The organism is Anaerococcus kampingae (assembly GCF_046365475.1).
GTDB lineage: Bacteria > Bacillota > Clostridia > Tissierellales > Peptoniphilaceae > Anaerococcus > Anaerococcus kampingae.
In genome coordinates this window covers 15,415-34,517 of sequence record NZ_JBGMEF010000007.1, presented here as the reverse complement: position 1 = coordinate 34,517, position 19,103 = coordinate 15,415, and the positions used below count along the sequence as shown (strand labels likewise).

The window sequence follows — 19,103 nt, the reverse complement described above, 5'->3', positions numbered from 1 at the left end:
ATTCAATAGTATATAAATATAATTTATTTAATGATAAGATAACGAAGAAATAAAGTCTATAATACCAATATCTTAGATAATAGAAAAAAGGGATTATTAAGGGAGCCACTCCCTTAATCCCTTCTTCTGTTATTACCAAACAATAATATCAATCTTAAAAACTGCAAAGCAGTTGTTATAGTAGCTGCCACATAGGTAAGCGCAGCTGCCCCTAGCATTTCTTTTGCTCCTGGTATTTCGCTTGCTTCTAGGATGTTTGCCCTTTCTAATACTGCTAGGGCCCTTTTGCTGGCGTTAAATTCTACCGGTAGGGTTACTAGTTGAAATATCAGGGTTAATGAAAATAATACTAGGCCTATGCTTACTAGTTTTGGCATGGATAGGATTAAGCCTCCTATTAAAACTGGCATGGATAGTCTTGATCCTAGGTTTACTGCTGGAACTATGAAGGATTTTATTTGTAAAGGCAAATAGCCTTCCTTATATTGGATAACGTGGCCTATTTCGTGTAAGCTTACGGCAAGGCTTGCTATTGATGAATCTGTAAAGGACCCATCTGATAGAGCTACTTCCTTTGTGACTGGGTTGAAGTAATCAGAAAGTGATCCCCTCACCCTTTTGATTGTGATGTCATTGTAATTATTATAATCTAGGACCATTTGAGCAGCCCTTGCTCCAGTTATTCCTCTTTTTGATTTAATTTTCTCGTATTTTCTATATTTGCTTTGTATGTTTGCCTGGGCAAGCATTGAAATAACAAAACCTATGAAGACTAAAATCATAGTCTTGTCAAAATAAAATCCATATGGATACATAATTTTCTCCCTTTCTATTTTTTATAACTAATTAACTTATTTAGTCTGTTCGAAGATTTCTTCAAAAGCTGTGTCTAAATCTGTAAGCTCTCCCTTTTCAGCTAATCTTACGCCATCAAGAAGAAATTCACCTAACTGATCCCTACTAAGGTCAGCTAGGTCTACCGGCTTTTTGACCTTGGCTGCAAAGGGCATGCCCCCATCTACTATTACCTGCCTGTAGAACATATCTACAGCTGTGGATGCAGAAATTCCCATTTTTTTAAAGATTGCCTCAGCCTTTTCTTTTATTTCTGGTTCAAGTCTTACAACTAGGTTTGATGTCTTGGCCATGATTTCCTCCTTTTTTCTTATTATATGACAAAGTGTTATTTTTGTAAAACATTTGTATATACATTTTCTTCTTTGTTTTTATTATTTAATGTGATATAATATTTTATATATTATTTTCAAAGGAGAAAGCATGATTAAAATAGATACTAACATGGTAATTTATGCCATGGATAAGGATAATAAGGAAGCTGCTAGGGCTAAAAGTGGGGACAGGATTCGTTTTGAAACTCTTGATTGTTTCTCATGCGAGGTAACTAGCGAAGACCAAGAGCTTAGTGGGGTTGATTTTGACAAGGTAAACCCTGCCACAGGTCCACTTTTTGTTGAAGGAGCCATGCCAGGTGATGTTTTAAAGGTGACTATTGAAAAAATCGAAGTGGTGGACCAAGGTCTTTCCATGGTTGAAAAGGGCCTTGGTAGACTTGGTGATAAGATTGACATGCCTAAGGCTAGGATGGTCGATGTGAAGGGAGATAGGGCTTATTTTAGGGGACTAGAGTTTCCTCTAAATAAGATGGTTGGTGTAATTGGAACAGCTCCAGCAGGAGAAGCCATACCAACAGGTGCACCACACGATCACGGTGGAAATATGGACTGTACCCAGGTTAAGGAAGGGGCTATTTTATACCTTCCAGTAAATGTAGAAGGAGCTCTCCTTGCCCTAGGCGACCTCCACGCTGCTATGGGTGATGGGGAAGTTGGCGGCTGTGCCCTTGAAATCAATGGGGCAGTTGAGCTTAAGGTGGAAGTGGTTAAGGATTTTGCCTACAAGACTCCAATGATAGATGTAGACAATAAATATATCACCATTGGCTCAAGAAAGTCTATTGATGAGGCAAGTGACCTTGCCCTAGCTAATATGGCTGACCTAATCATGAAAAAAACTGACCTAGATTTCTATGACACAAATATGCTCATGACCATGGCAGTGGACCTAATCTCTTGCCAGGTGGTAAACCCAAATATGACCATGAGAGCAGAAATATCTAAAGATATCTTTAAATAAAATTATCTCCAAGCCTTGAATCTTTAAGGATTCTCGCTTGGAGATTTTTATTTACACTTTACATAAGTTTCATAAGTAGGCTCTGAGTTTTCTTTGAAGAAGTCTTTCAGCATGCTTGCCAAGGGGTCTGTCGTGTCTGCTTCGAAGAAGATTTTATCATTTGTTTTGTAAGCTTCTAGAAGGGTGGCCCCTATTAAATCTTTTGGATTTTTAAGGTCAAAGCCTGCTAGATAGGCTATTTCGTCAGCTTCTAGGAAGGCTGCAAAGATAATTTGACCTTTTTCTTCATAATATAGGGCATTTTCTGGAATTGTCCTTGTAAATTCTTCTAGGCCCACGCTTAGGGGGTTTAAATCTTGGTGAGTTTTTTTGTAATAATCATAAAGAAGCTTTAGACAAATATGGTAGGATTTTTGATCCTTTGTGGTCTTTTTAAGCTTTAGATCCTTATCGATGAGGGGGTTTTTTAGGTCGGCTTTTCCTACTTCTAATTCGTAGGTTATTCGCCTTAGGCTAAAGCCGCACTTTTTTAAAAAAGCTATGACATCTGTCTGATCCGAATAAAGGCCTATTTGCAAAGCTTTTACGGATTTTTTTATTAGCTTATCAAAGTCTTCTGGCTTTATTTGACTCATGTCTTTTATTTTTATGTAGAGGTTCTTTGAGTGAAATTTATTTGTATAAGTTTCCATAAATCTCCTTTAAGAATTAAAGCTCCCTGCTGGGAGCTTTTGCTTGATTTTAAGAAAATGTAAAGGCACCTAGAGGATAGATGGCTAAATCTAGGTCTTCTGATTTGAAATATCCTTCTTGGGCATAGACCCTATTTGTCATGACGTAGGCGCCATCGTTTATGAAGATTTCTAGGGATGACCTATCTGAAAATATTCTTAAGCTTGTGATTTCATCTATTTTTATAAGCCTTTCATCTCTTCCCGAGCCGGATGCGCCCATTTTTAGGGATAAGATGCCGTCTTTGTAGGCTAGAGTCACATCTTTTCTTAAATTTATTTTAAAATCGCCCTTTATATTGTAAGCGGATCCTTCAAAGGTCAATTCTTCATATACTTTGCCTTTTTCTAGGTCAATTTTTGAGCCTCTTAGGGCCTCTAATTCCTTGATTGGTTCTTGGACTAGTCTTTGGTTTTTAATTTTTAGCTCTCTTGGTATAGTTAGGGCATGTTGCCATTTGTATTTGACTGATGGGTTGGTGTAGTCTGCATCTGGGATTCCCATCCAGCCTACAAGAATCCTTCTGCCAGCTTCATCCTCAAAGGTCTGTGGGGCGTAGAAGTCAAAACCGTAGTCAAGCTCTTCAAAATTTCCCAGCTTGTAGGTCTTATTTTCTAAATCTAGGTCTATGAAAAAATATCCTGACTGGTAGATATTTTGGAACTTGTATTCTTGACTTGCAAGACCCTGTGGGCAGCAAATTAGGATTTGCTTTTCACATAGGTCAAAAAAGTCTGGGCACTCCCACATAAAGCCAAAATCATAATCTGTCTCTATCCTCATGTGGTAGGTAAAATCTTTTAAATTTTCTGATTTGAAAACTAGTACCATGCCCTTATCAGCCTTGGACCTGGCTCCCAAAAACATATAGTAGGTCCCATCTTTCTTGTAGATTTTAGGGTCTCTTACGTGCTTGGTCATGTCTGCTGGATAATCATCATTATCCATTATGAGGATTTTTTCACCATAGCTGTAGGCATCAGAATCTATCTTTAAGGTGTTGTGTTCTCTACCTTCGTTGATGCCATCAAAGTCGCCCGGGTATTTTACATTGCCTGTATAAAAGAATGAAAGCTTATTATCTTCTATGAAGGCTGAACCTGAGTAGGCACCATTCTTGTCATACTTACTATCTGGAAAGATAAAAAAATCTTCTCTCTTATAATTTATAAGGTCAGGACTTGAAACATGGCCCCAGCCTATATCTCCCCTATTTTCATCAAGGGGTGAGGCTTGGTAATAAAAATGATAGGTCCCATCTTTCTGGCAGAGACCGTTTGGGTCATTTAGCCAACCTGTCTCTGGATAGATGTGATAAGCTAGAAGAAGCGGATCTTTTTCCACTTCTTCCTTCATTTTTTGTAATTTCCCGTAATTTTCTTGGTAGATTTTCCTATCAAGCATTTTTTATCTCCATTATCTTGGCAGCCTTATCTCTTAGGCCCTGTTTAAATTTGATATCCATATCATCTGAATCCATTATAATTACCATGGTTTGGTCAGATAGGCCCTTGGATTTGATAAGGTCTGGGTCAAATTCGATTAGTAGGTCGCCTGTTTTTACCTTATCGCCATCTTTTACATGTTTAGTGAAACCCTGACCATCTAGGGAAACTGTGTCTACGCCAATGTGGATTAGGACATTGATGCCATCAGCGGAAGTTAGGGTTACGGCGTGGCCTGTTGGGAAAATTGATGCAACTTCACCGTCAAATGGGGCATATACTCTTCCCTCGCTTGGATTGATGCAAACCCCATCGCCCATCATCTTTGATGCGAAGGTTTGGTCAACTGATTGGCTGACATTAAAGACCTCTCCCTTTACAGGGTTAAAGATTTCGATTATTTCCTTTTTAGCTGGTGCGGCTTTAACTTCTTCTTTTTCTACTAGTTTTTCTTCTGTTTTTTCATCCTTTTTAGGCTCAGCTTTTGGGGCTGGCTTTTCCTTTGCTGCAAACATATTTGACTTGCCAAAGAAAATTGTAAGACCAAAGGCAACAACCATTGCAATTACAAGGCCGATTATAAAGTCTAGCCAATTTTCTGGTCTAATTGAGATGATACCAGGGATACCTGCAGCTCCTAGGGCAATGGCAAGTACATGTCTTAGGGCAATATAGGCAGATCCTGCTGCAGAACCAATGATTGCAGCAATAAATGGATATCTTAGCCTTAAGGTAATACCAAACATAGCAGGCTCTGTGATTCCAAGCATGGCTGATACACCTGATGCGGCAGCGGTTGATTTCATTTTTTCATTCTTTGTTGTAAGAAGAACAGCTATAACAGCAGCTCCTTGGGCAACGTTATTCATTGATGCTGTTGGGAAGATAAAGGATCCGCCTGACACAGCCTGATTTGCAATAAGTTGGGTCTCAATTGGTATAAAGGAGTGGTGCATACCTGTAAGGGTAATTGGTGCATAAAGAAGACCAAAGATTGCCCCGCCCACAAAACCAAGTTTGGTGTAAATAAAGGTGATGGCATTTGTAAGCATATCACCAGCGTTTCTCATGATTGGACCTACTAGGATAAAGGTAATAAAACCTGTAATTAGGGTCGCTAGAAGTGGGGTTGTTAGGTTATCTAGCCAGATTGGGGTCTTATCGTGGAGGAAGTTTTCAATCTTTGCTAGTATCCAAGATACGGCAAGAACTGGTAAAACTGTTCCTTGATAGCCAACTGCTGGTATAGCAAGGCCTAAAATATTCCAAACAGGCACATCAGCAGGGGCTGTTGTACCTAGGGCATAGGCATTTAAAAGCTCTGGGTGGACCATAATCATACCCATGGCAGCTCCTAAAAATGGATTGCCTCCAAATTTCTTAGTTGCAGAAAAGCCTATAAGAACTGGTAGGAAGGCAAAGGCTGCTGATGAGAAGACGTTGATCATATTAGCAAGGTCTGCTATTTGTGGATATAGGCTAATAATCGAATCTGTCCTGCCATTAAAAAATGGACTGGTTAAGATATTATTGATACCCATCAAAAGACCGGCAGCAACGATAGCTGGAATGATTGGAACAAATATATCTGATAAAACCTTGACCCCTCTTTGGAGGATATTGCCCTTAGGCTCATCGCTATCCTGGGCCGATCCGCTTTCTCCAACGATTTTTCCAACCTCTCCTGTAACTAGGTTGACCTTGCCAGGTCCTAAGATGACTTGGTATTGGCCATTTGCAATGTTTGTGCCTTGAACACCTTCTAGGTCATCGATAAAATCTCTGTCAATCTTATCAAAGTCCCTTAAGACTAGCCTAAGTCTTGTGGCGCAGTGCTGGTAGGATATTATATTATCCTTGCCGCCAACCTTGTCGACGATAATTTTCGCCAATTCTTGATTGTTCATAATAATTCCTTTCGTAAAAGTTGAACAATATTTATAAATCTTAATAATGATAAAAATTTATAAATATTATCTCTTGTAATAATTATAGCATTAATTACCATGATAATGCAAAAGTTTTCAAGGAAGTTTAAGGCAAAAGAAAGGCCGGATTATACCGGCTTAGATTATTGATAAAGTGACAAAATCCAAAAGGAAGCGTTCCGTTCGGAAGAAATTTCAAGAAATTCAAATTGAAATAATCCGCCCGTAAATCGCACTGTTTGAGCGTAAGCGAGTTTGCGATTTACAGGATTATGAAATTTAGAATTTCTAAATTTCTGTAGTCGGATAAGCGTTTTTGGATTTTGTCTATTGTCTGAATTAGATTATCCTAGCTAATTTTCTATAAATTAAGGGCCCTGTCCACGTTTCTGATGAAATCTTGGACGTTTGTTACCATGGATACTGCTGTGACTGTACCCCTGTCTGAGAGTTTGTTTACAGCAAATTCTTGGATATCGATGGTATACATATAAACAGGTCTGACCTTTTCATCAAAGATATTATAAGATGGGGTCATGTTGCCTGTGGCGATTGTATAAAGAATCGCAGACATCATTATGATTGTAGATGTCTTTCTGGCGTGCTTTCTCATCCCATTTTGGGCCTGGTAGACATTGTTAATTGTCTCAGGTAGACCAAGCCTATCCCTGATGGTGCCTGCAATTACAACAGGTATATCCATCTCCACACTTGCCTTCATAAAGCCATCCTTGACAAGTCCGCTTTCTACAAGGGCCTTGGTTGACCCATATTTTCTGGCAAGGTTGATTGTCTCAAAGAGGTTTCTGGTTGTATTTTGTTCTTTTTCAAAATGTTCTTGGCCCCAAGATGTGCCATAAATTCCCTTTTCTAGGTCAAAGGCAGCTGTTTCTGTCCCGCAAAAGATGGCATTTACATAGCCATTTCTTATTAGCCTTTCTAGGGCAAGTCTTGAGTCACGGTCTAGGGCTAGGGCAGCACCGACAATTAGGGTCACATAGCCCCCATTTTCCTTTTCGTGTTTTAGGACTTCATAAAGGTTGTCATAATCCATGGAGAAGGCTGTTTCACGAGACCTACCAGCCCTAAAGGCGAAGGTATCAACGTGCTCATCTGGCTCTAAAAAGCCCTCTGTCCACACATAAATTCCCTCAGAAGCGTCTTCGGTGCGGCCGATAACTACCTTATCACCTTTTTTAAGATTTCTAAATTCGACTATATCCACGCTCTCCCCGCCCTCTGTGTCATTTGCTACACAGACTGTATCCATCCTTGACTGGCCGGCTAGGACCCACTTGCCATTTATCTTGAAATATTCTGGATAAACTGATAGGGCGTGGTAGTTTCTAGGACTTAGGCCATCAACTGCAACTTCCTCTAGGGTCACATTTGGAGCATTTTTTAGAAAATCCTGATCAAAATCTGGATGATGGTATTTTGGCATTTCTAGGCTCATTACTTTTCTCCTTCCTGGCTATTTTTATCATCTACTAGGGCCTTTTGGAGGTTGACTACAAAGTCTTGGACATTGGTCACCATTGGCACTACTGCGAGGTTTTCCCTGGCTGCTTCTACCTTGTGAACGACATTTTCAGTAACATCGACAGAGTATAGGTAGACTGGAGAAACCTTGCCATCAGCTCTTTTCCTATAGGATGAGGCCATATTTGCCACTGAAAGTGAGTGGAGCATGGTTGCTATACAAATTATAACTGTGGCCTTGTCTAGCTCTTTTTTAGTTGCTGTAAGGGCCTTATCTGTATCACCGATGACCTCTGGAAGTGGGCCGTCATCTCTGATTGACCCAGAAAGAACAAAAGGCACATCCATTCCTGCTAGGGTCTTTATGATGCCGTCTTTGACATGGCCTTCTTTGATAAATTCTTTGATAGAGCCTGCTATCCTTACTTCGTTTAAGAGGTCTAGGTGGTTGTAGTGGCCCATTGGTTGGTTTTCTTGGGTGTAGATATTTTGGCCAAGGGCTGTATTTAAATATCCTCCCTCAAGGTCGTGAGTTGCCATGGCATTGCCGCCTAAGAGGCAATCTATGAAGCCCTCTTCTGCCAAGGCATTTAAGGCATTTCTTGTATCATAGTCAAAGACTACTGCAGGTCCTAGGACCCAAACTATATAGCCATCTTCAGAATCTCTTTCGTGTTTTAAAAGCTCAAATAAATAGTCATAATCTCTTGAAGAAGAAGTCTCAACAGACCTGCCTGGCTTGGAGTAGGCATCTGCTCCAAAGGCATTTTCATCGACAAAAATCCCTTCTTCTAGATTTCCTTCCCTGCCTAATACTATTTGATCGCCCTTTTTAATTTCCCTAATTTCCTTGATTATAATTTCCCCATCAACAAGGCTTGCCACACAGTTAAGGCTGTTGTGATCTGGCAGGATAAACTTGCCATCTACCTTATAAAATGTAGGCTTGTGGTGGGTAAGGTAAAAGCCATCTGGGGCTATGCCATCAGCTTCTGCTGGGCTTACTTTAATATTTTCTGCCTTGGTAAATTCTTCCTTAGAAAAATCTGGCAAGACAAGTTCTGCTAGTTTAAATTCCATGTCTACTCCTTTTTATTTTTAAAATTTAACGTCAATCTTACAAGAAGGCAAGCAAAGTCCAAAGCAAATGGGCAAAAAATCCTGCACATAGACCGCCTATGGTGTGGCAAATTATGGCATTGCCTGTCATTTCCTTGGTATCTAGGGCATCCATCATGGCTATGTGGGTTGATAGATAGCCTGACCAGCACATGCATATAGATGTGAAAACTGCTATGTCATTGCCTGAAATTATTCCCCTGCCTGCCATATCTGCTACAAGACCTATGGCAGCACCAGCTGAGCCTAGGGCTGTGATTGGAACAGCTATGGCCTCCGGGCTTTTAAAGCCAAAAATTGGATTTATTATAAAGGATAATTTCTCACCTATTACTGGAAGGAGGGCTATGCCTTGGTTGGCCTCGCCTGTATAGCCATTTGCTCCTGGCCCATTTGTTAGCATAATTACTAGGGTACAGATTAGGCAAACTCCAGGAATTATAGCCACTCCCATGTCTACTCCGACCCTGCCCCCATCAAGGAGGGCTGTGATAAATCTAGAGCCAACAGAGCCCTCTCTTACCTGCCTAAAGCCCTTAGGGATAGGCTTTACAGACTTTGTTTCTACCATCTCTTCTGTCCCGTAATATTTTTTGGTCTTTCTAATCATAAGCCTTACCGATACAACTGATCCGCAAACTGCCCCCAGTAGGCCAACCATGGCCGCCTTTAGGGAGGCCTCAACAGGCAGTGCCATCATAGATGTGACTGTGATAAGGCCCATGCCAAAGGCTGTGCCTAGGTTGGTTAGGGCTGGCATCTGGTATTTTTTAAAATACATCCTAAAATTATCATCCCTAGCCAAGGTGAGGATGGCTGGGTTATCAGACATAAAGCAGGATAAAACTCCTAGAGAGCTTGCTCCTGGTAGGTCATAAATAGGACCCATGAGCTTAGAAAGGATTTTATTTACCAGGGCAATTACCCCAAATTCTGAAAAAATCGCTGATAGGCCCCCTGCAAGAACTGCCACCGCCATCAGGTAGAAGCATACATTCATCAAGAGGTCAAAGGAGGTTAGCATCATGGTCTTGACCATGTTTGTCCCACCCATTATATTTGCCATATAGATAAAAAGTCCCAAAAAGAGGCCCAAAAATATAAAGACCTCGGCGCTTATATCTTTTTTTATATTTTTATTTACATCAAGCTTGTCCATCTTATTTCCTTATGTAGAGATTTAATTAACGATTATTATCGTCTATTCTTTTTAAATTTATTAGACTACTTCTACCATACCAATCATATGGCCAAAAACTAGGAAAATTAGCTAAATACTCTTCCTAAGTTTCTTAAAACAAAACCCAGCTCTAGGATCATCCTAGGGCCAGGTGATATTTACTATCTAGCATAAAGTTACATACATTACTGCTTTTATGGTGTGCATCCTGTTTTCTGCTTCGTCAAAGACTAGGGATTGTTTTGACTCAAAGACTTCATCTGTAACTTCGATTGAGTCAAGACCGTATTTTTCAAAGATTTCCTTGCCAACCTTGGTTTCCTTGTCGTGGAAGGCTGGTAGGCAGTGGAGGAAGATAGCTTCTTTATTTGCCATATCCATGATTTCTTTTCTAACTTGGTAAGGTTTAAGGATTTTGATTCTCTTTTCCCATTCTTCAGCTGGCTCACCCATTGATACCCAGACATCTGTATATATTACATCAGCATCTGTAGCTGCTTCTTTGACATCTTCTGTAAGGGTTACTGTTGAGAAGTTTTCTTCCGCAATTTTCTTGCATTCTTCAACTAGCCATTCTTCTGGGAAGAGCTCTTTTGGAGCGCAAGCTACAAAATTTATACCTAGTTTTGCACAAACTACCATTAGGGAATTTGCCATATTATTTCTAGCATCGCCGAAATATACGAACTTAAGGCCCTTAGAATAACCAAAGTGCTCTTCGATTGTTAGGACATCGGCTAGCATTTGGGTTGGGTGCCACTGGTCTGTAAGACCGTTCCATACTGGGACTCCTGAGTATTTTGCGAGCTCTTCAACGTGTTCTTGCTTAAAGCCCCTAAATTCTATACCGTCATAGATCCTGCCTAGAACTCTGGCTGTATCGGCAACAGATTCCTTGTGGCCCATTTGTGAACCTGTTGGATCAAGGTAGGTTACTCCCATGCCTAGGTCATAAGCCCCTACTTCGAAAGAACATCTGGTCCTTGTAGATGTTTTTTCAAAGATGATTGCTATATTTTTGCCCTCAAGATATCTGTGAGGAACTCCAGCTCTTTTCATGTCTTTGAAGTTTTTTGCTAGGTCTAAAAGGTATCTGATATCTGCTGATGAGAAATCAAGAAGTTTTAGAAATGATTTGCCTCTGAAATTTTTTGCCATAATTTACTCCTTTTGTGTCCATAAAGTTTTATTAACTATATTTTAACATATTTTTTAAAACTTTGCAGTATTTTTTTAATTGCCTTTTAAATCATAAAAAAAGCCACAACATCTTATTTTTTGTCGCAGCTTTCCTTATTTATATCTCTAAGGTCTATTATCCTGTCGGCAATTAGGTCTATAAGGGCCTTATTATGGGAAATGAAGAGGATGCCGACCTTTTTATTTTTGGCAAAGTCTAGCAAAATTTTACAAATCTCAGCCTGGTTTATAGTATCAAGCATACTTGTGACTTCATCTGCTATTAGGTATTTGCAAGGATCTCCCATTACCCTTGCCAGGCAAATCCTTTGGAGTTCGCCGCCTGATAGCTCTACGGGAAACTTGTCTAGAAACTGTTCCCTGATGCCAAAGGCCTCTTTTATTTCGCCAGTCACTTGCCAGCCTTCATTTAAAATCTTTCCCACCTTCCAAGTGATATTTACGTTTTTTTCTGGATTTTGGTGGACCATCTGGACTGGCAGAAAGCCCTTAAGGTCTCTGATGTCCTTGCCATCCACAAGGACAGTCCCCCTCGGTGCCTTGATATAGCCTGCTATAAGTTTACCGAGAGTTGACTTTCCGTAACCAGATGGGGCCACAAGGCCCAAGACCTCACCCCTCTCTAGCGTGAGGCTACAGTTTTTTATAATATCCCTCTTCCCATCATAGGAAAAGGACAAATTCTTTACTTCAATCATTTTCTATCCTATCTAAGTCCATGCCATTTTCAGGCAAGGCCCTTATGAGCCTTTTAGAATAGGGATTGGCTAAACCTGCCCCCTTATTAGCAAAGGCGGACCTATCCCCTACTTCTATAATCTCTCCATCATAAAAAATCCCAATCCTATCGGCACATGACAAAGCCATATTTATGTCGTGGCTTATAAGAAGTAGGGTCTTGCCAGCTTCCTTCATCTTTTTAAAATAGCTGACAATTTCATCTGTAGCCTCCTTATCCATGCCAGGGGTCGGCTCATCTGCAAGTATAAAATCTGCCCCGCTTAAGATCGCATCACTTACAAGGACTCTCCTTGCCATGCCACCAGAAAGCTCTCTTGGATACATATCATCAACATCACTCCCCAGGCCAAAGGACTGGTAGACCTGTCTTTGTTTATGATAATCATCCCTTGCTAGGGTCATCCTTGCCTGGTCCTTGGTTTTTAAAAGTGGGTTAAGGGATGTGATTGACTGGGGAATGAAAAATATTTCCCTTCCCTTGACCCTTTCCAAAAGAGCTTGGTCAAGGATTTGCCCCTTATAAAGGATTTCTCCCTCGCTTAAGCCATTGTAGGGCAAAAGGCCGAGGATGGCGGAAGCTAAGAGGCTTTTTCCAGAGCCTGATGCCCCAAAAATCGCCATAATCTCTCCTTCCCTGACATCAAGACTTATATTTTTAATTATATCAAGCCTCCTTCGCCTAAGGCCCCTTGTGTATTGGTAAAATGACACCTTTAAATTTTTAACTTCTAATATATTCATAAAATCACCTGTGATATGAGTAAGGATCTAGCAAATGTTTGACATCTTCACCCAGCCTATTTATGGCAAAAACCAAAAAGCAAAGCAAAAGCCCTGGGAAAAAGGCCAGATGCCATGATCCACCTATAAGGTATTTCATCGATTCTGATAAGATTATACCTATGGATGGACTGGATAGGGAAAGGCCAAAGCCCAGAAAGGAAATGGCTGACTCATGAAGGATGGCGTGGGGAAATAGCAAAATAAGGCCTACAAGCATCTGCGGGAAAATCTTTGGCAGAATGTGGTTTTTAAAAATATAAAGCCTCGACTTACCCATTGCCCTTGATATCTTTATATAATTTTCATCCTTAAGAGCAAGGATTTCTCCCCTCAAAAGCCTGGTAAGGCCTGTCCAGTGAGTAAGACCAATTCCTAAAATCACGCCCCTAAGGCCCCTGCCAGCTGCTATTGCCACAAGGATTAGGACCATCATGTGGGGAATGGAAAGGCTTAGGTCAATTATAAAGTTAATGACCTTATCCAAATACTTATTGCCAAAGCTCTGGAAAAGGGCGAAGACACTTGCCACAAGAAGAGCTGAAAGAGAACCCAAAAAGCCAATCTGTATGGAAGTAGCAAGGCCCTTGATTGTCCTTAAATACATGTCCCTGCCAGTTTGGTCTGTCCCAAAAATGTGGGAAAGGCTCGGCCCTTGTAATTTATTTGCAAAATCAATTGATAGGTCTCCTTCATTAATCATTGCCCCTCTGATAAAGATAAAGGCCACAAATAATATGGCAAGGCCAATCTCTATCAAGGTCTTTTTTCTAAGGCTCATTGGAGATTTTCCGATTAATTTCCTATTCATAGGCCCCTCCTAGTCTTACGTCTAGCCTTGGCAAGATTAAATCCCAAAGCCTATTGCCTAGATAGACAAAAATCGAAGAAAAAAGGACAAGTCCCAAAAGCAGCGGTGCATCAGACCTAAGGCCAGCTTCTACAGTCAGGGACCCAAGGCCTGGATAGGAAAAGACATTTTCAACCAAAATGGTCCCAGAAAAAAGCTCCGAAAAATACGTAAAGAGCAAACTAAGACCTGGTAAAATCAAATTTTTAAGGGCGTACTTGCTAATAATTTCTCTCTTTGTCATTCCACGAGCCTTGGCATAGCTGATAAAGTCTTCATTTAGGATATCTTCAGTCTTAGCCCTGGTGTGGAGGATGATATTTGAAGATCCCACCAGGCTTAGACAAAGGCAAGGAAGGACCATATGGTAGAGCCTATCAGCAAAGCTGATATCTTCTGTCAAAACTCCCGCAGGAGATCCCATAGAGGCTGGAAAAAGCTTAAGCTTAAGGGAAAAAACCATAATAAGGACCAGGCCCAGCCAAAAGCTAGGGGTCGATGCAAAAATTATGGCATAGGCCTTGATAAATTTATCCCTAAGGCTACCTATATTTGCCCCTGCCACAAGACCTAGGAAAATACCCAAGACCCCTTGCAAAATCCAAGCTAGGGCCATCAGCACAAAAGAATTGGCAAAGCCCTCTTTTATTATGGCAATGACCTCTCTATTATAAATATTTGAAATCCCCAAGTCGCCCCTAACAAGATTGGCAAGCCAGCTTAGGTATCTTTCAAAAAGGGGCTTATCAAGGCCCCACTTGGCTATTAGGGCTGCCTTTTGACTTTGATCAAGCCCACTTCCCTTAGCCCTTGCAAAGGAGGCTATGGGGTCAATTGGCGAAAGGTCTAAGAGCAAAAAACTTATAAAAGATACTGCCAGAATGAAAAGAATAAAGGTGACAAGCTCCCTTAAAATTTTCTTCCCCATCTTATTCCCATTTCCAATTGGCTATAGAATCTATAAGGGTGTAGCGAGATGAATGTGGCTCAATCTTTGTCTTTCCAAGCTCTAGCCCATCTCTTACAAGATATAAGTGGTTTTCATTTACAAGCCATACCCAAGGACAATCGCCCTTCCAAGAAAATCCATTCTCTCCATCCCATTGGGCCTTTTTGAAATTATCATAAAAGTCTTCCAAATTATCTGCTGAAAGGCCATCTTCAAAATATTTATCAACCCTTTCATTGGCATAGAAATTGGTATTGTAATAGTCATAACCCCTGAATTTAGAAGCATAGGAATAATACATATCTAGTGGGTCGTAGCCGCCCCAACCAAAGAGGACTGCCTGGCTATACATCTTATCTGCAAAAAAGTCCCAGTCTCCATAGATTGGATTTACATCAATGCCAATTTCCTTAGCCTTTTCAGCGAAATATACTGCGAGATTTTCCCTATCTTGGTAGGCATAGTAGAGGTCAAATTTGGCTTTCACTCCGTCCTTTTCACTGATGCCGTCAGAGCCTTCCTTCCAACCTGCTTCATCTAGGATTTGCTTAGCAGCTTCGGTATCTCCATCCTTTATATCAGCTGTTTCCTCGTTATACCAAGGAAGATTATCTGCTATGGATGTAGCCTTGGTGGCCTCTCCATTTAGGACATGATCTATTATCTCTTGCCTATCCATGGCTATATTTAAAGCCTTTCTTATAGCTATATCGCTTGTAACGTCATTTCCAATTGGTGCACCTGGGGCTAGGGTCTTATCGTCTGTGACCTCTCCAGTATTAGCCACAACTGGAAGGGAGATTCCCCTATTGTCTACGGTTTTGACTGAAAGCTGGTGGAAGCCTTCTACTTCCATATCCTTGGCTGTATAAGGGATTCTAATAATATCGCAAAGGCCCTCCTTGGCTGTGGCAAGGGCTGTGTCATCATCCTTAAAGAAAATGAAGGTCAACTTTTTAAATGGAACCTTATCCCCATAATAATATTCATTTGGCGCTACTATCATCTCTTGGCCCTTTTTCCATTCGACAAGCTTAAAAGGACCTGAGCCTACAGGATTTTGCCCATAGCCGTCCTTGTATTTGTCCTTGCTTACAATTCCAAGAGATGCCATGGTGGTTGTAAAGGAAATGTCTGGTTTTTCTAGGACAAGGTTAAGGGTCTTATCATCGACTTTTTCAGCCTTTACGAAACGGGTGAGGTTGATGCCAGCAGTATTTTCTTCCTTAGCCTTGTTATAAGAAAATACTACATCATCAGCTGTTAGATCTGTGCCGTCAGAAAATTTAAGACCGTCTTTGAGGGTGACTGTGTATGTAAGCTTATCATCTGAGATTTTATAATCTTCTGCCAAATCATTTACTATATTTAGGTCCAAGTCTCTCTTAAGTAGGGATGAGTGGAAAAGTAAGCTTGATGAATGGCTTGCCTCATGGATTGGGTCAAAGCCCTTTTCTGGCTCAGAGCCTATGCCAAGGATTAGTTCATCCTTTGGATGGCTTGTTTCAACTTGTGTCTTTGTTTCTGTCTTTGTCCCAGTCTTACTTTCATCTTTAGAAGCCCCACAAGCTGTGAGTGCAAGGCTTAGGGCCAAAAGACCAACGACTTTTCCTAGTATTTTCTTCATTTCTTCTCCTTTTACAATAAAAATAGGCATAGGTCACCCGTCTGAGTTTCCTATACCTTCTTAGTATAATTGCTTAAATATTTGCCCCTCTTTAGCGAGGGAGTTTGGATATTCTTATCCCGGCCACTTCTGCGACCTAAAATGCTTCCTGCATTTTATAAATTCTTTTCAACTTCTATCATGGCAAGGTCGACAAGTTTTTTGATCGAATAATCGGAAATTCCTACAATTATATTGTCATCGTGCCTGAAGGGAATTAGGATTTTGATTGCAGGCGATAAGGATACAGCCTGGCTAATCTTTTCTGTGATTTCTCCATATAGGGAATTTGTAAGCATAATCCCAATGGGTCCTAGGATTATATCAGCCTTGGCGGCATTTACCACTACTGGGTTTTCTCCAGTAGCTCCCCTATTTGCCCCAGCCTTTAGCATGGCGCTTGTGGCTAGAGAATTTGTCCCAACACATGTTATATCAAGGTCTTTGTGGCGGGCCCTTAATTTTGTTATAAGCTCTTTGCCAAGACCTCCGCCCTGGGCATCTATTACAAGTATTTTCATAAATTCCCCCTAATAGAAGATTACGATATTATTATAACATAAGAAAATGTTTTTTAAAAGATTTATTCAATATGAAAAGGGCCCCATAAGGGACCCTTCACATAGAAAAGAATAAGTTAGTCCTTGTTTTCATAAGGGAAAACATAAAGGAATTAATAATGAAAAACCTAGCTAATTTGATAGCTGCTATTATTATAACACAAATTTTATCTTATGCAAACTATTTCATGAATTTTTTTTCATATTTAATCCATGCTCTTTGCATAAAAGCTTTCGTTTTCCTAATTATCACATTCTTCGATTTTTTCTATGTCTTTATTTTCTCCAATTATTACAAGGAGGTCGTATTCTTCTATAACCTCATCAGGGCGAGGAGATACGATCATATCGCCATTTCTCTCAAAGGCCACCACATTTAGGTCAAATTTATTTCTAAAATCCAAATCCTTTAGACTCTTGCCAACCCAAGTCTCGTGAGCCTTGACCTCAGCCATAGAAAATTTATTTGAAAATTGGATAAATTCCATAAGATTTGATCCAGAAATGAGCCTTGCAAGCCTTTCCCCACTATCTCTTTCCGGGAAAATTATCCTGTCTGCCCCAATTTTCTTAAGAATTCTAGCCTGAACAAGGGATGTAGCCTTAGAAATTACAGTTTCAATACCGGCATCCTTACAAAGAAGGGTCGCCTCTATACTTGATTCAAGATTTGATCCTGTAGCAATTATAGCTATATCAAAGTTTTTGATTCCCAATTCATTTAGGGCATCAGGGTCTGTGATGTCTGCTTGGGCGGTATAGGCCACATCGTCTGCTAGCTTTTGGATCTTGTTATAGTCCATATCTACAGCCATGACCTCTATATTTTTTTCTGATAGCTTGCGGGCTAGGGCAGAGCCAAACCTGCCTAGACCTAGTACGATAACATTTTTCATATTTACTCCTTTATCCTATAGATATAAAACTTTCTGGATATCTGATTAGTGATTTTCTAGTCTTCATGCCAAAGGCAAAGGCCATGGTCATTGGGCCAATCCTGCCTAGGTACATACAAATGGTTATTAAAATCTTGCCAATATTTGAAAGATTCGAGGTTATTCCCATGCTGGCTCCTACTGTGGCAAGGGCTGATACGGTCTCATAAAAAATTTCCACAAGGCCTGCCTTTTCTGTAATGGTAAGGATAAAGCTTACAGAAAGGATAATTGTCACAGAAACAGCAAAGATAACAAGGGCCTTTCTTACTGTTTCTTCTCCTATGTGTCTTTTAAATAAAACCGGCTCATCTTCACCCCTAATAACGGCAATAGTTGAAAGGATGAGGACGCCAAAGGTTGTAGTCTTGATCCCCCCTGCAGTAGATCCTGGAGATCCACCTATAAACATAAGGCCTGCCAAAAGAAGGGCTGTAGAATCCTTGATATTTTCAAGCTTAACCGAATAAAAACCTGCCGTCCTTGCTACAGTTGATTGGAAGAAGGATTCTGTAAGAGAAGCTTTAAAGCTTTCCCCGACAAGGACTCCCCCGTCCTTTTCAAGGATAAAAAATCCAAGGGTACCCACAGCTAGAAGGATTCCTGTAAGGCTTAGGACAAGCTTAGAGTGGGTTGAAATCTTTTCAAAAGACCTCCTCCTAAAAAGCTCACTTGTAACCACAAAGCCAAGACCACCGATAATAACCAGGCCACAAAGGGTGGAATTTACAAGCAAATCATCCCTAAAAGGATAGATGCTATCGCCCAAAATATCAAAGCCAGCATTGCAAAAGGCTGATATAGAGTGAAAAATCGCATACCATAGACCCTTAGCCACACCAAAAATCGGCACAAATCTGATAGCTAAAATCATAGCCCCGATTAGCTCCACCCCAAAAGAGAAGAAAAGCACATACTTAAATAAGGCAATCATGCCCTCCAGACTTTCGACATTGAGCTGTTCTTTTAGAATTTGCCTAGAACTTAGGCCAATTTTTTTGCCCAAAATTAGAGGAATCATCGAGGTAATACTCATCACCCCCAGGCCCCCAATCTGGATAAGGACAATAAGTAGAAGATGACCGTAAGAATTCCAATGCTCGAGGGTATTGACAGGGGTAAGGCCTGTAACACAAGAAGCAGAAGCTGCCACGAATAAGGCATCAATAAGGCTCGTTTCATTACCACTACGAGAAAAAAATGGCATCCTCAAAAGCAAAGCTCCGATTGTAATCACAATGGCAAAGCCCAGGGTAAGGACCATAGGCGGGTTGTGGGTTATATTGTCATATATTTTGGATAAAAAATTCTTTTCCATATTAACTCCTAAACAAAGCCCCTTTTTATAAAAAGAAAAGGGAGTAACTAGCTAAATTCTACAG

Annotated in this window: 18 protein-coding genes; 1 reads left to right on the top strand and 17 read right to left on the bottom strand. The window is 40.5% G+C overall.

What is annotated here, in order from left to right; genetic code table 11:
- Positions 1-113: 113 nt before the first annotated feature.
- Positions 114-815 (bottom strand): zinc metallopeptidase, encoded by a 702-nt coding sequence (locus ACCQ42_RS01565; protein ID WP_410035142.1) that lies wholly within the window; start codon positions 813-815, stop codon positions 114-116.
- Between the two features lie 36 nt (positions 816-851).
- Complete coding sequence (locus ACCQ42_RS01560) at positions 852-1,148, bottom strand: type II toxin-antitoxin system RelB/DinJ family antitoxin (RefSeq protein WP_265237066.1); 297 nt, start codon at positions 1,146-1,148, stop codon at positions 852-854.
- 130 nt (positions 1,149-1,278) lie between these two features.
- Here ACCQ42_RS01560 and ACCQ42_RS01555 point away from each other — a divergent pair, with 130 nt between their 5' ends.
- Positions 1,279-2,154 carry an acetamidase/formamidase family protein gene (locus tag ACCQ42_RS01555; RefSeq protein ID WP_410035141.1) on the top strand — a complete coding sequence of 292 codons (876 nt, stop codon included), beginning with the start codon at positions 1,279-1,281 and terminating at the stop codon, positions 2,152-2,154.
- A 47-nt stretch (positions 2,155-2,201) separates the two neighbouring features.
- Here ACCQ42_RS01555 and ACCQ42_RS01550 read toward each other — a convergent pair whose 3' ends face one another.
- The 15 genes from ACCQ42_RS01550 to ACCQ42_RS01480 form a co-directional block, all read right to left on the bottom strand.
- Positions 2,202-2,846, bottom strand: coding sequence for a hypothetical protein (locus ACCQ42_RS01550; RefSeq protein WP_410035140.1), 645 nt, complete (start codon positions 2,844-2,846; stop codon positions 2,202-2,204).
- 49 nt (positions 2,847-2,895) lie between these two features.
- A complete protein-coding gene (locus tag ACCQ42_RS01545) occupies positions 2,896-4,290 on the bottom strand; it encodes a glycoside hydrolase family 32 protein (protein WP_410035139.1) in 1,395 nt (464 codons plus the stop codon).
- Positions 4,283-6,238, bottom strand: coding sequence for a sucrose-specific PTS transporter subunit IIBC (locus ACCQ42_RS01540; RefSeq protein ID WP_265237072.1), 1,956 nt, complete (start codon positions 6,236-6,238; stop codon positions 4,283-4,285). The genes ACCQ42_RS01545 and ACCQ42_RS01540 overlap by 8 nt, the downstream gene beginning before the upstream one ends.
- Before the next feature lie 382 nt (positions 6,239-6,620).
- The gene (locus ACCQ42_RS01535; RefSeq protein ID WP_410035137.1) at positions 6,621-7,715 is read right to left on the bottom strand and encodes a putative NPN-dependent ornithine cyclodeaminase; all 1,095 of its coding nucleotides are present in this window, start codon (positions 7,713-7,715) and stop codon (positions 6,621-6,623) included.
- Positions 7,715-8,821: an ornithine cyclodeaminase family domain gene (locus ACCQ42_RS01530; RefSeq protein ID WP_410035136.1), complete on the bottom strand. Its 1,107-nt coding sequence runs from the start codon at positions 8,819-8,821 to the stop codon at positions 7,715-7,717. The genes ACCQ42_RS01535 and ACCQ42_RS01530 overlap by 1 nt, the downstream gene beginning before the upstream one ends.
- Before the next feature lie 37 nt (positions 8,822-8,858).
- Positions 8,859-10,019, bottom strand: a complete 1,161-nt coding sequence (locus ACCQ42_RS01525; RefSeq protein ID WP_410035135.1) for a CD0519/CD1768 family membrane protein — start codon at positions 10,017-10,019, stop codon at positions 8,859-8,861.
- A 186-nt stretch (positions 10,020-10,205) separates the two neighbouring features.
- A complete protein-coding gene (gene argF / locus ACCQ42_RS01520; protein WP_410035134.1) occupies positions 10,206-11,198 on the bottom strand; it encodes an ornithine carbamoyltransferase in 993 nt (330 codons plus the stop codon).
- Positions 11,199-11,311: 113 nt separating this feature from the next.
- A complete protein-coding gene (locus ACCQ42_RS01515) occupies positions 11,312-11,938 on the bottom strand; it encodes an ABC transporter ATP-binding protein (protein WP_410035133.1) in 627 nt (208 codons plus the stop codon).
- On the bottom strand, positions 11,931-12,722 hold the full coding sequence (locus tag ACCQ42_RS01510; RefSeq protein ID WP_410035132.1) for an ATP-binding cassette domain-containing protein: 792 nt from the start codon (positions 12,720-12,722) through the stop codon (positions 11,931-11,933). Before ACCQ42_RS01510 ends, ACCQ42_RS01515 begins: the two co-directional genes overlap by 8 nt.
- A 4-nt stretch (positions 12,723-12,726) precedes the next feature.
- Positions 12,727-13,572: an ABC transporter permease gene (locus tag ACCQ42_RS01505; RefSeq protein ID WP_410035131.1), complete on the bottom strand. Its 846-nt coding sequence runs from the start codon at positions 13,570-13,572 to the stop codon at positions 12,727-12,729.
- Positions 13,565-14,539 (bottom strand): ABC transporter permease, encoded by a 975-nt coding sequence (locus tag ACCQ42_RS01500; RefSeq protein ID WP_410035130.1) that lies wholly within the window; start codon positions 14,537-14,539, stop codon positions 13,565-13,567. The genes ACCQ42_RS01505 and ACCQ42_RS01500 overlap by 8 nt, the downstream gene beginning before the upstream one ends.
- Before the next feature lies 1 nt (position 14,540).
- Positions 14,541-16,187, bottom strand: coding sequence for an ABC transporter substrate-binding protein (locus ACCQ42_RS01495; protein ID WP_410035129.1), 1,647 nt, complete (start codon positions 16,185-16,187; stop codon positions 14,541-14,543).
- A gap of 155 nt (positions 16,188-16,342) precedes the next feature.
- The gene (locus tag ACCQ42_RS01490; protein ID WP_106461353.1) at positions 16,343-16,747 is read right to left on the bottom strand and encodes a DUF3842 family protein; all 405 of its coding nucleotides are present in this window, start codon (positions 16,745-16,747) and stop codon (positions 16,343-16,345) included.
- A gap of 281 nt (positions 16,748-17,028) precedes the next feature.
- Complete coding sequence (locus ACCQ42_RS01485; RefSeq protein WP_265237088.1) at positions 17,029-17,682, bottom strand: potassium channel family protein; 654 nt, start codon at positions 17,680-17,682, stop codon at positions 17,029-17,031.
- 10 nt (positions 17,683-17,692) lie between these two features.
- The gene (locus ACCQ42_RS01480; protein ID WP_410035128.1) at positions 17,693-19,039 is read right to left on the bottom strand and encodes a TrkH family potassium uptake protein; all 1,347 of its coding nucleotides are present in this window, start codon (positions 19,037-19,039) and stop codon (positions 17,693-17,695) included.
- Between the last annotated feature and the right edge of the window lie 64 nt (positions 19,040-19,103).

Excerpts from the sequence above, each read along its gene's own strand:
- ACCQ42_RS01565 (WP_410035142.1), bottom strand. The coding sequence starts at position 815 with ATGTATCCATATGGATTTTATTTTGACAAGACTATGATTTTAGTCTTC.
- ACCQ42_RS01560 (WP_265237066.1), bottom strand. The coding sequence starts at position 1,148 with ATGGCCAAGACATCAAACCTAGTTGTAAGACTTGAACCAGAAATAAAA.
- ACCQ42_RS01555 (WP_410035141.1), top strand. The coding sequence starts at position 1,279 with ATGATTAAAATAGATACTAACATGGTAATTTATGCCATGGATAAGGAT.
- ACCQ42_RS01550 (WP_410035140.1), bottom strand. The coding sequence starts at position 2,846 with ATGGAAACTTATACAAATAAATTTCACTCAAAGAACCTCTACATAAAA.
- ACCQ42_RS01545 (WP_410035139.1), bottom strand. The coding sequence starts at position 4,290 with ATGCTTGATAGGAAAATCTACCAAGAAAATTACGGGAAATTACAAAAA.
- ACCQ42_RS01540 (WP_265237072.1), bottom strand. The coding sequence starts at position 6,238 with ATGAACAATCAAGAATTGGCGAAAATTATCGTCGACAAGGTTGGCGGC.
- ACCQ42_RS01535 (WP_410035137.1), bottom strand. The coding sequence starts at position 7,715 with ATGAGCCTAGAAATGCCAAAATACCATCATCCAGATTTTGATCAGGAT.
- ACCQ42_RS01530 (WP_410035136.1), bottom strand. The coding sequence starts at position 8,821 with ATGGAATTTAAACTAGCAGAACTTGTCTTGCCAGATTTTTCTAAGGAA.
- ACCQ42_RS01525 (WP_410035135.1), bottom strand. The coding sequence starts at position 10,019 with ATGGACAAGCTTGATGTAAATAAAAATATAAAAAAAGATATAAGCGCC.
- argF (WP_410035134.1), bottom strand. The coding sequence starts at position 11,198 with ATGGCAAAAAATTTCAGAGGCAAATCATTTCTAAAACTTCTTGATTTC.
- ACCQ42_RS01515 (WP_410035133.1), bottom strand. The coding sequence starts at position 11,938 with ATGATTGAAGTAAAGAATTTGTCCTTTTCCTATGATGGGAAGAGGGAT.
- ACCQ42_RS01510 (WP_410035132.1), bottom strand. The coding sequence starts at position 12,722 with ATGAATATATTAGAAGTTAAAAATTTAAAGGTGTCATTTTACCAATAC.
- ACCQ42_RS01505 (WP_410035131.1), bottom strand. The coding sequence starts at position 13,572 with ATGAATAGGAAATTAATCGGAAAATCTCCAATGAGCCTTAGAAAAAAG.
- ACCQ42_RS01500 (WP_410035130.1), bottom strand. The coding sequence starts at position 14,539 with ATGGGGAAGAAAATTTTAAGGGAGCTTGTCACCTTTATTCTTTTCATT.
- ACCQ42_RS01495 (WP_410035129.1), bottom strand. The coding sequence starts at position 16,187 with ATGAAGAAAATACTAGGAAAAGTCGTTGGTCTTTTGGCCCTAAGCCTT.
- ACCQ42_RS01490 (WP_106461353.1), bottom strand. The coding sequence starts at position 16,747 with ATGAAAATACTTGTAATAGATGCCCAGGGCGGAGGTCTTGGCAAAGAG.
- ACCQ42_RS01485 (WP_265237088.1), bottom strand. The coding sequence starts at position 17,682 with ATGAAAAATGTTATCGTACTAGGTCTAGGCAGGTTTGGCTCTGCCCTA.
- ACCQ42_RS01480 (WP_410035128.1), bottom strand. The coding sequence starts at position 19,039 with ATGGAAAAGAATTTTTTATCCAAAATATATGACAATATAACCCACAAC.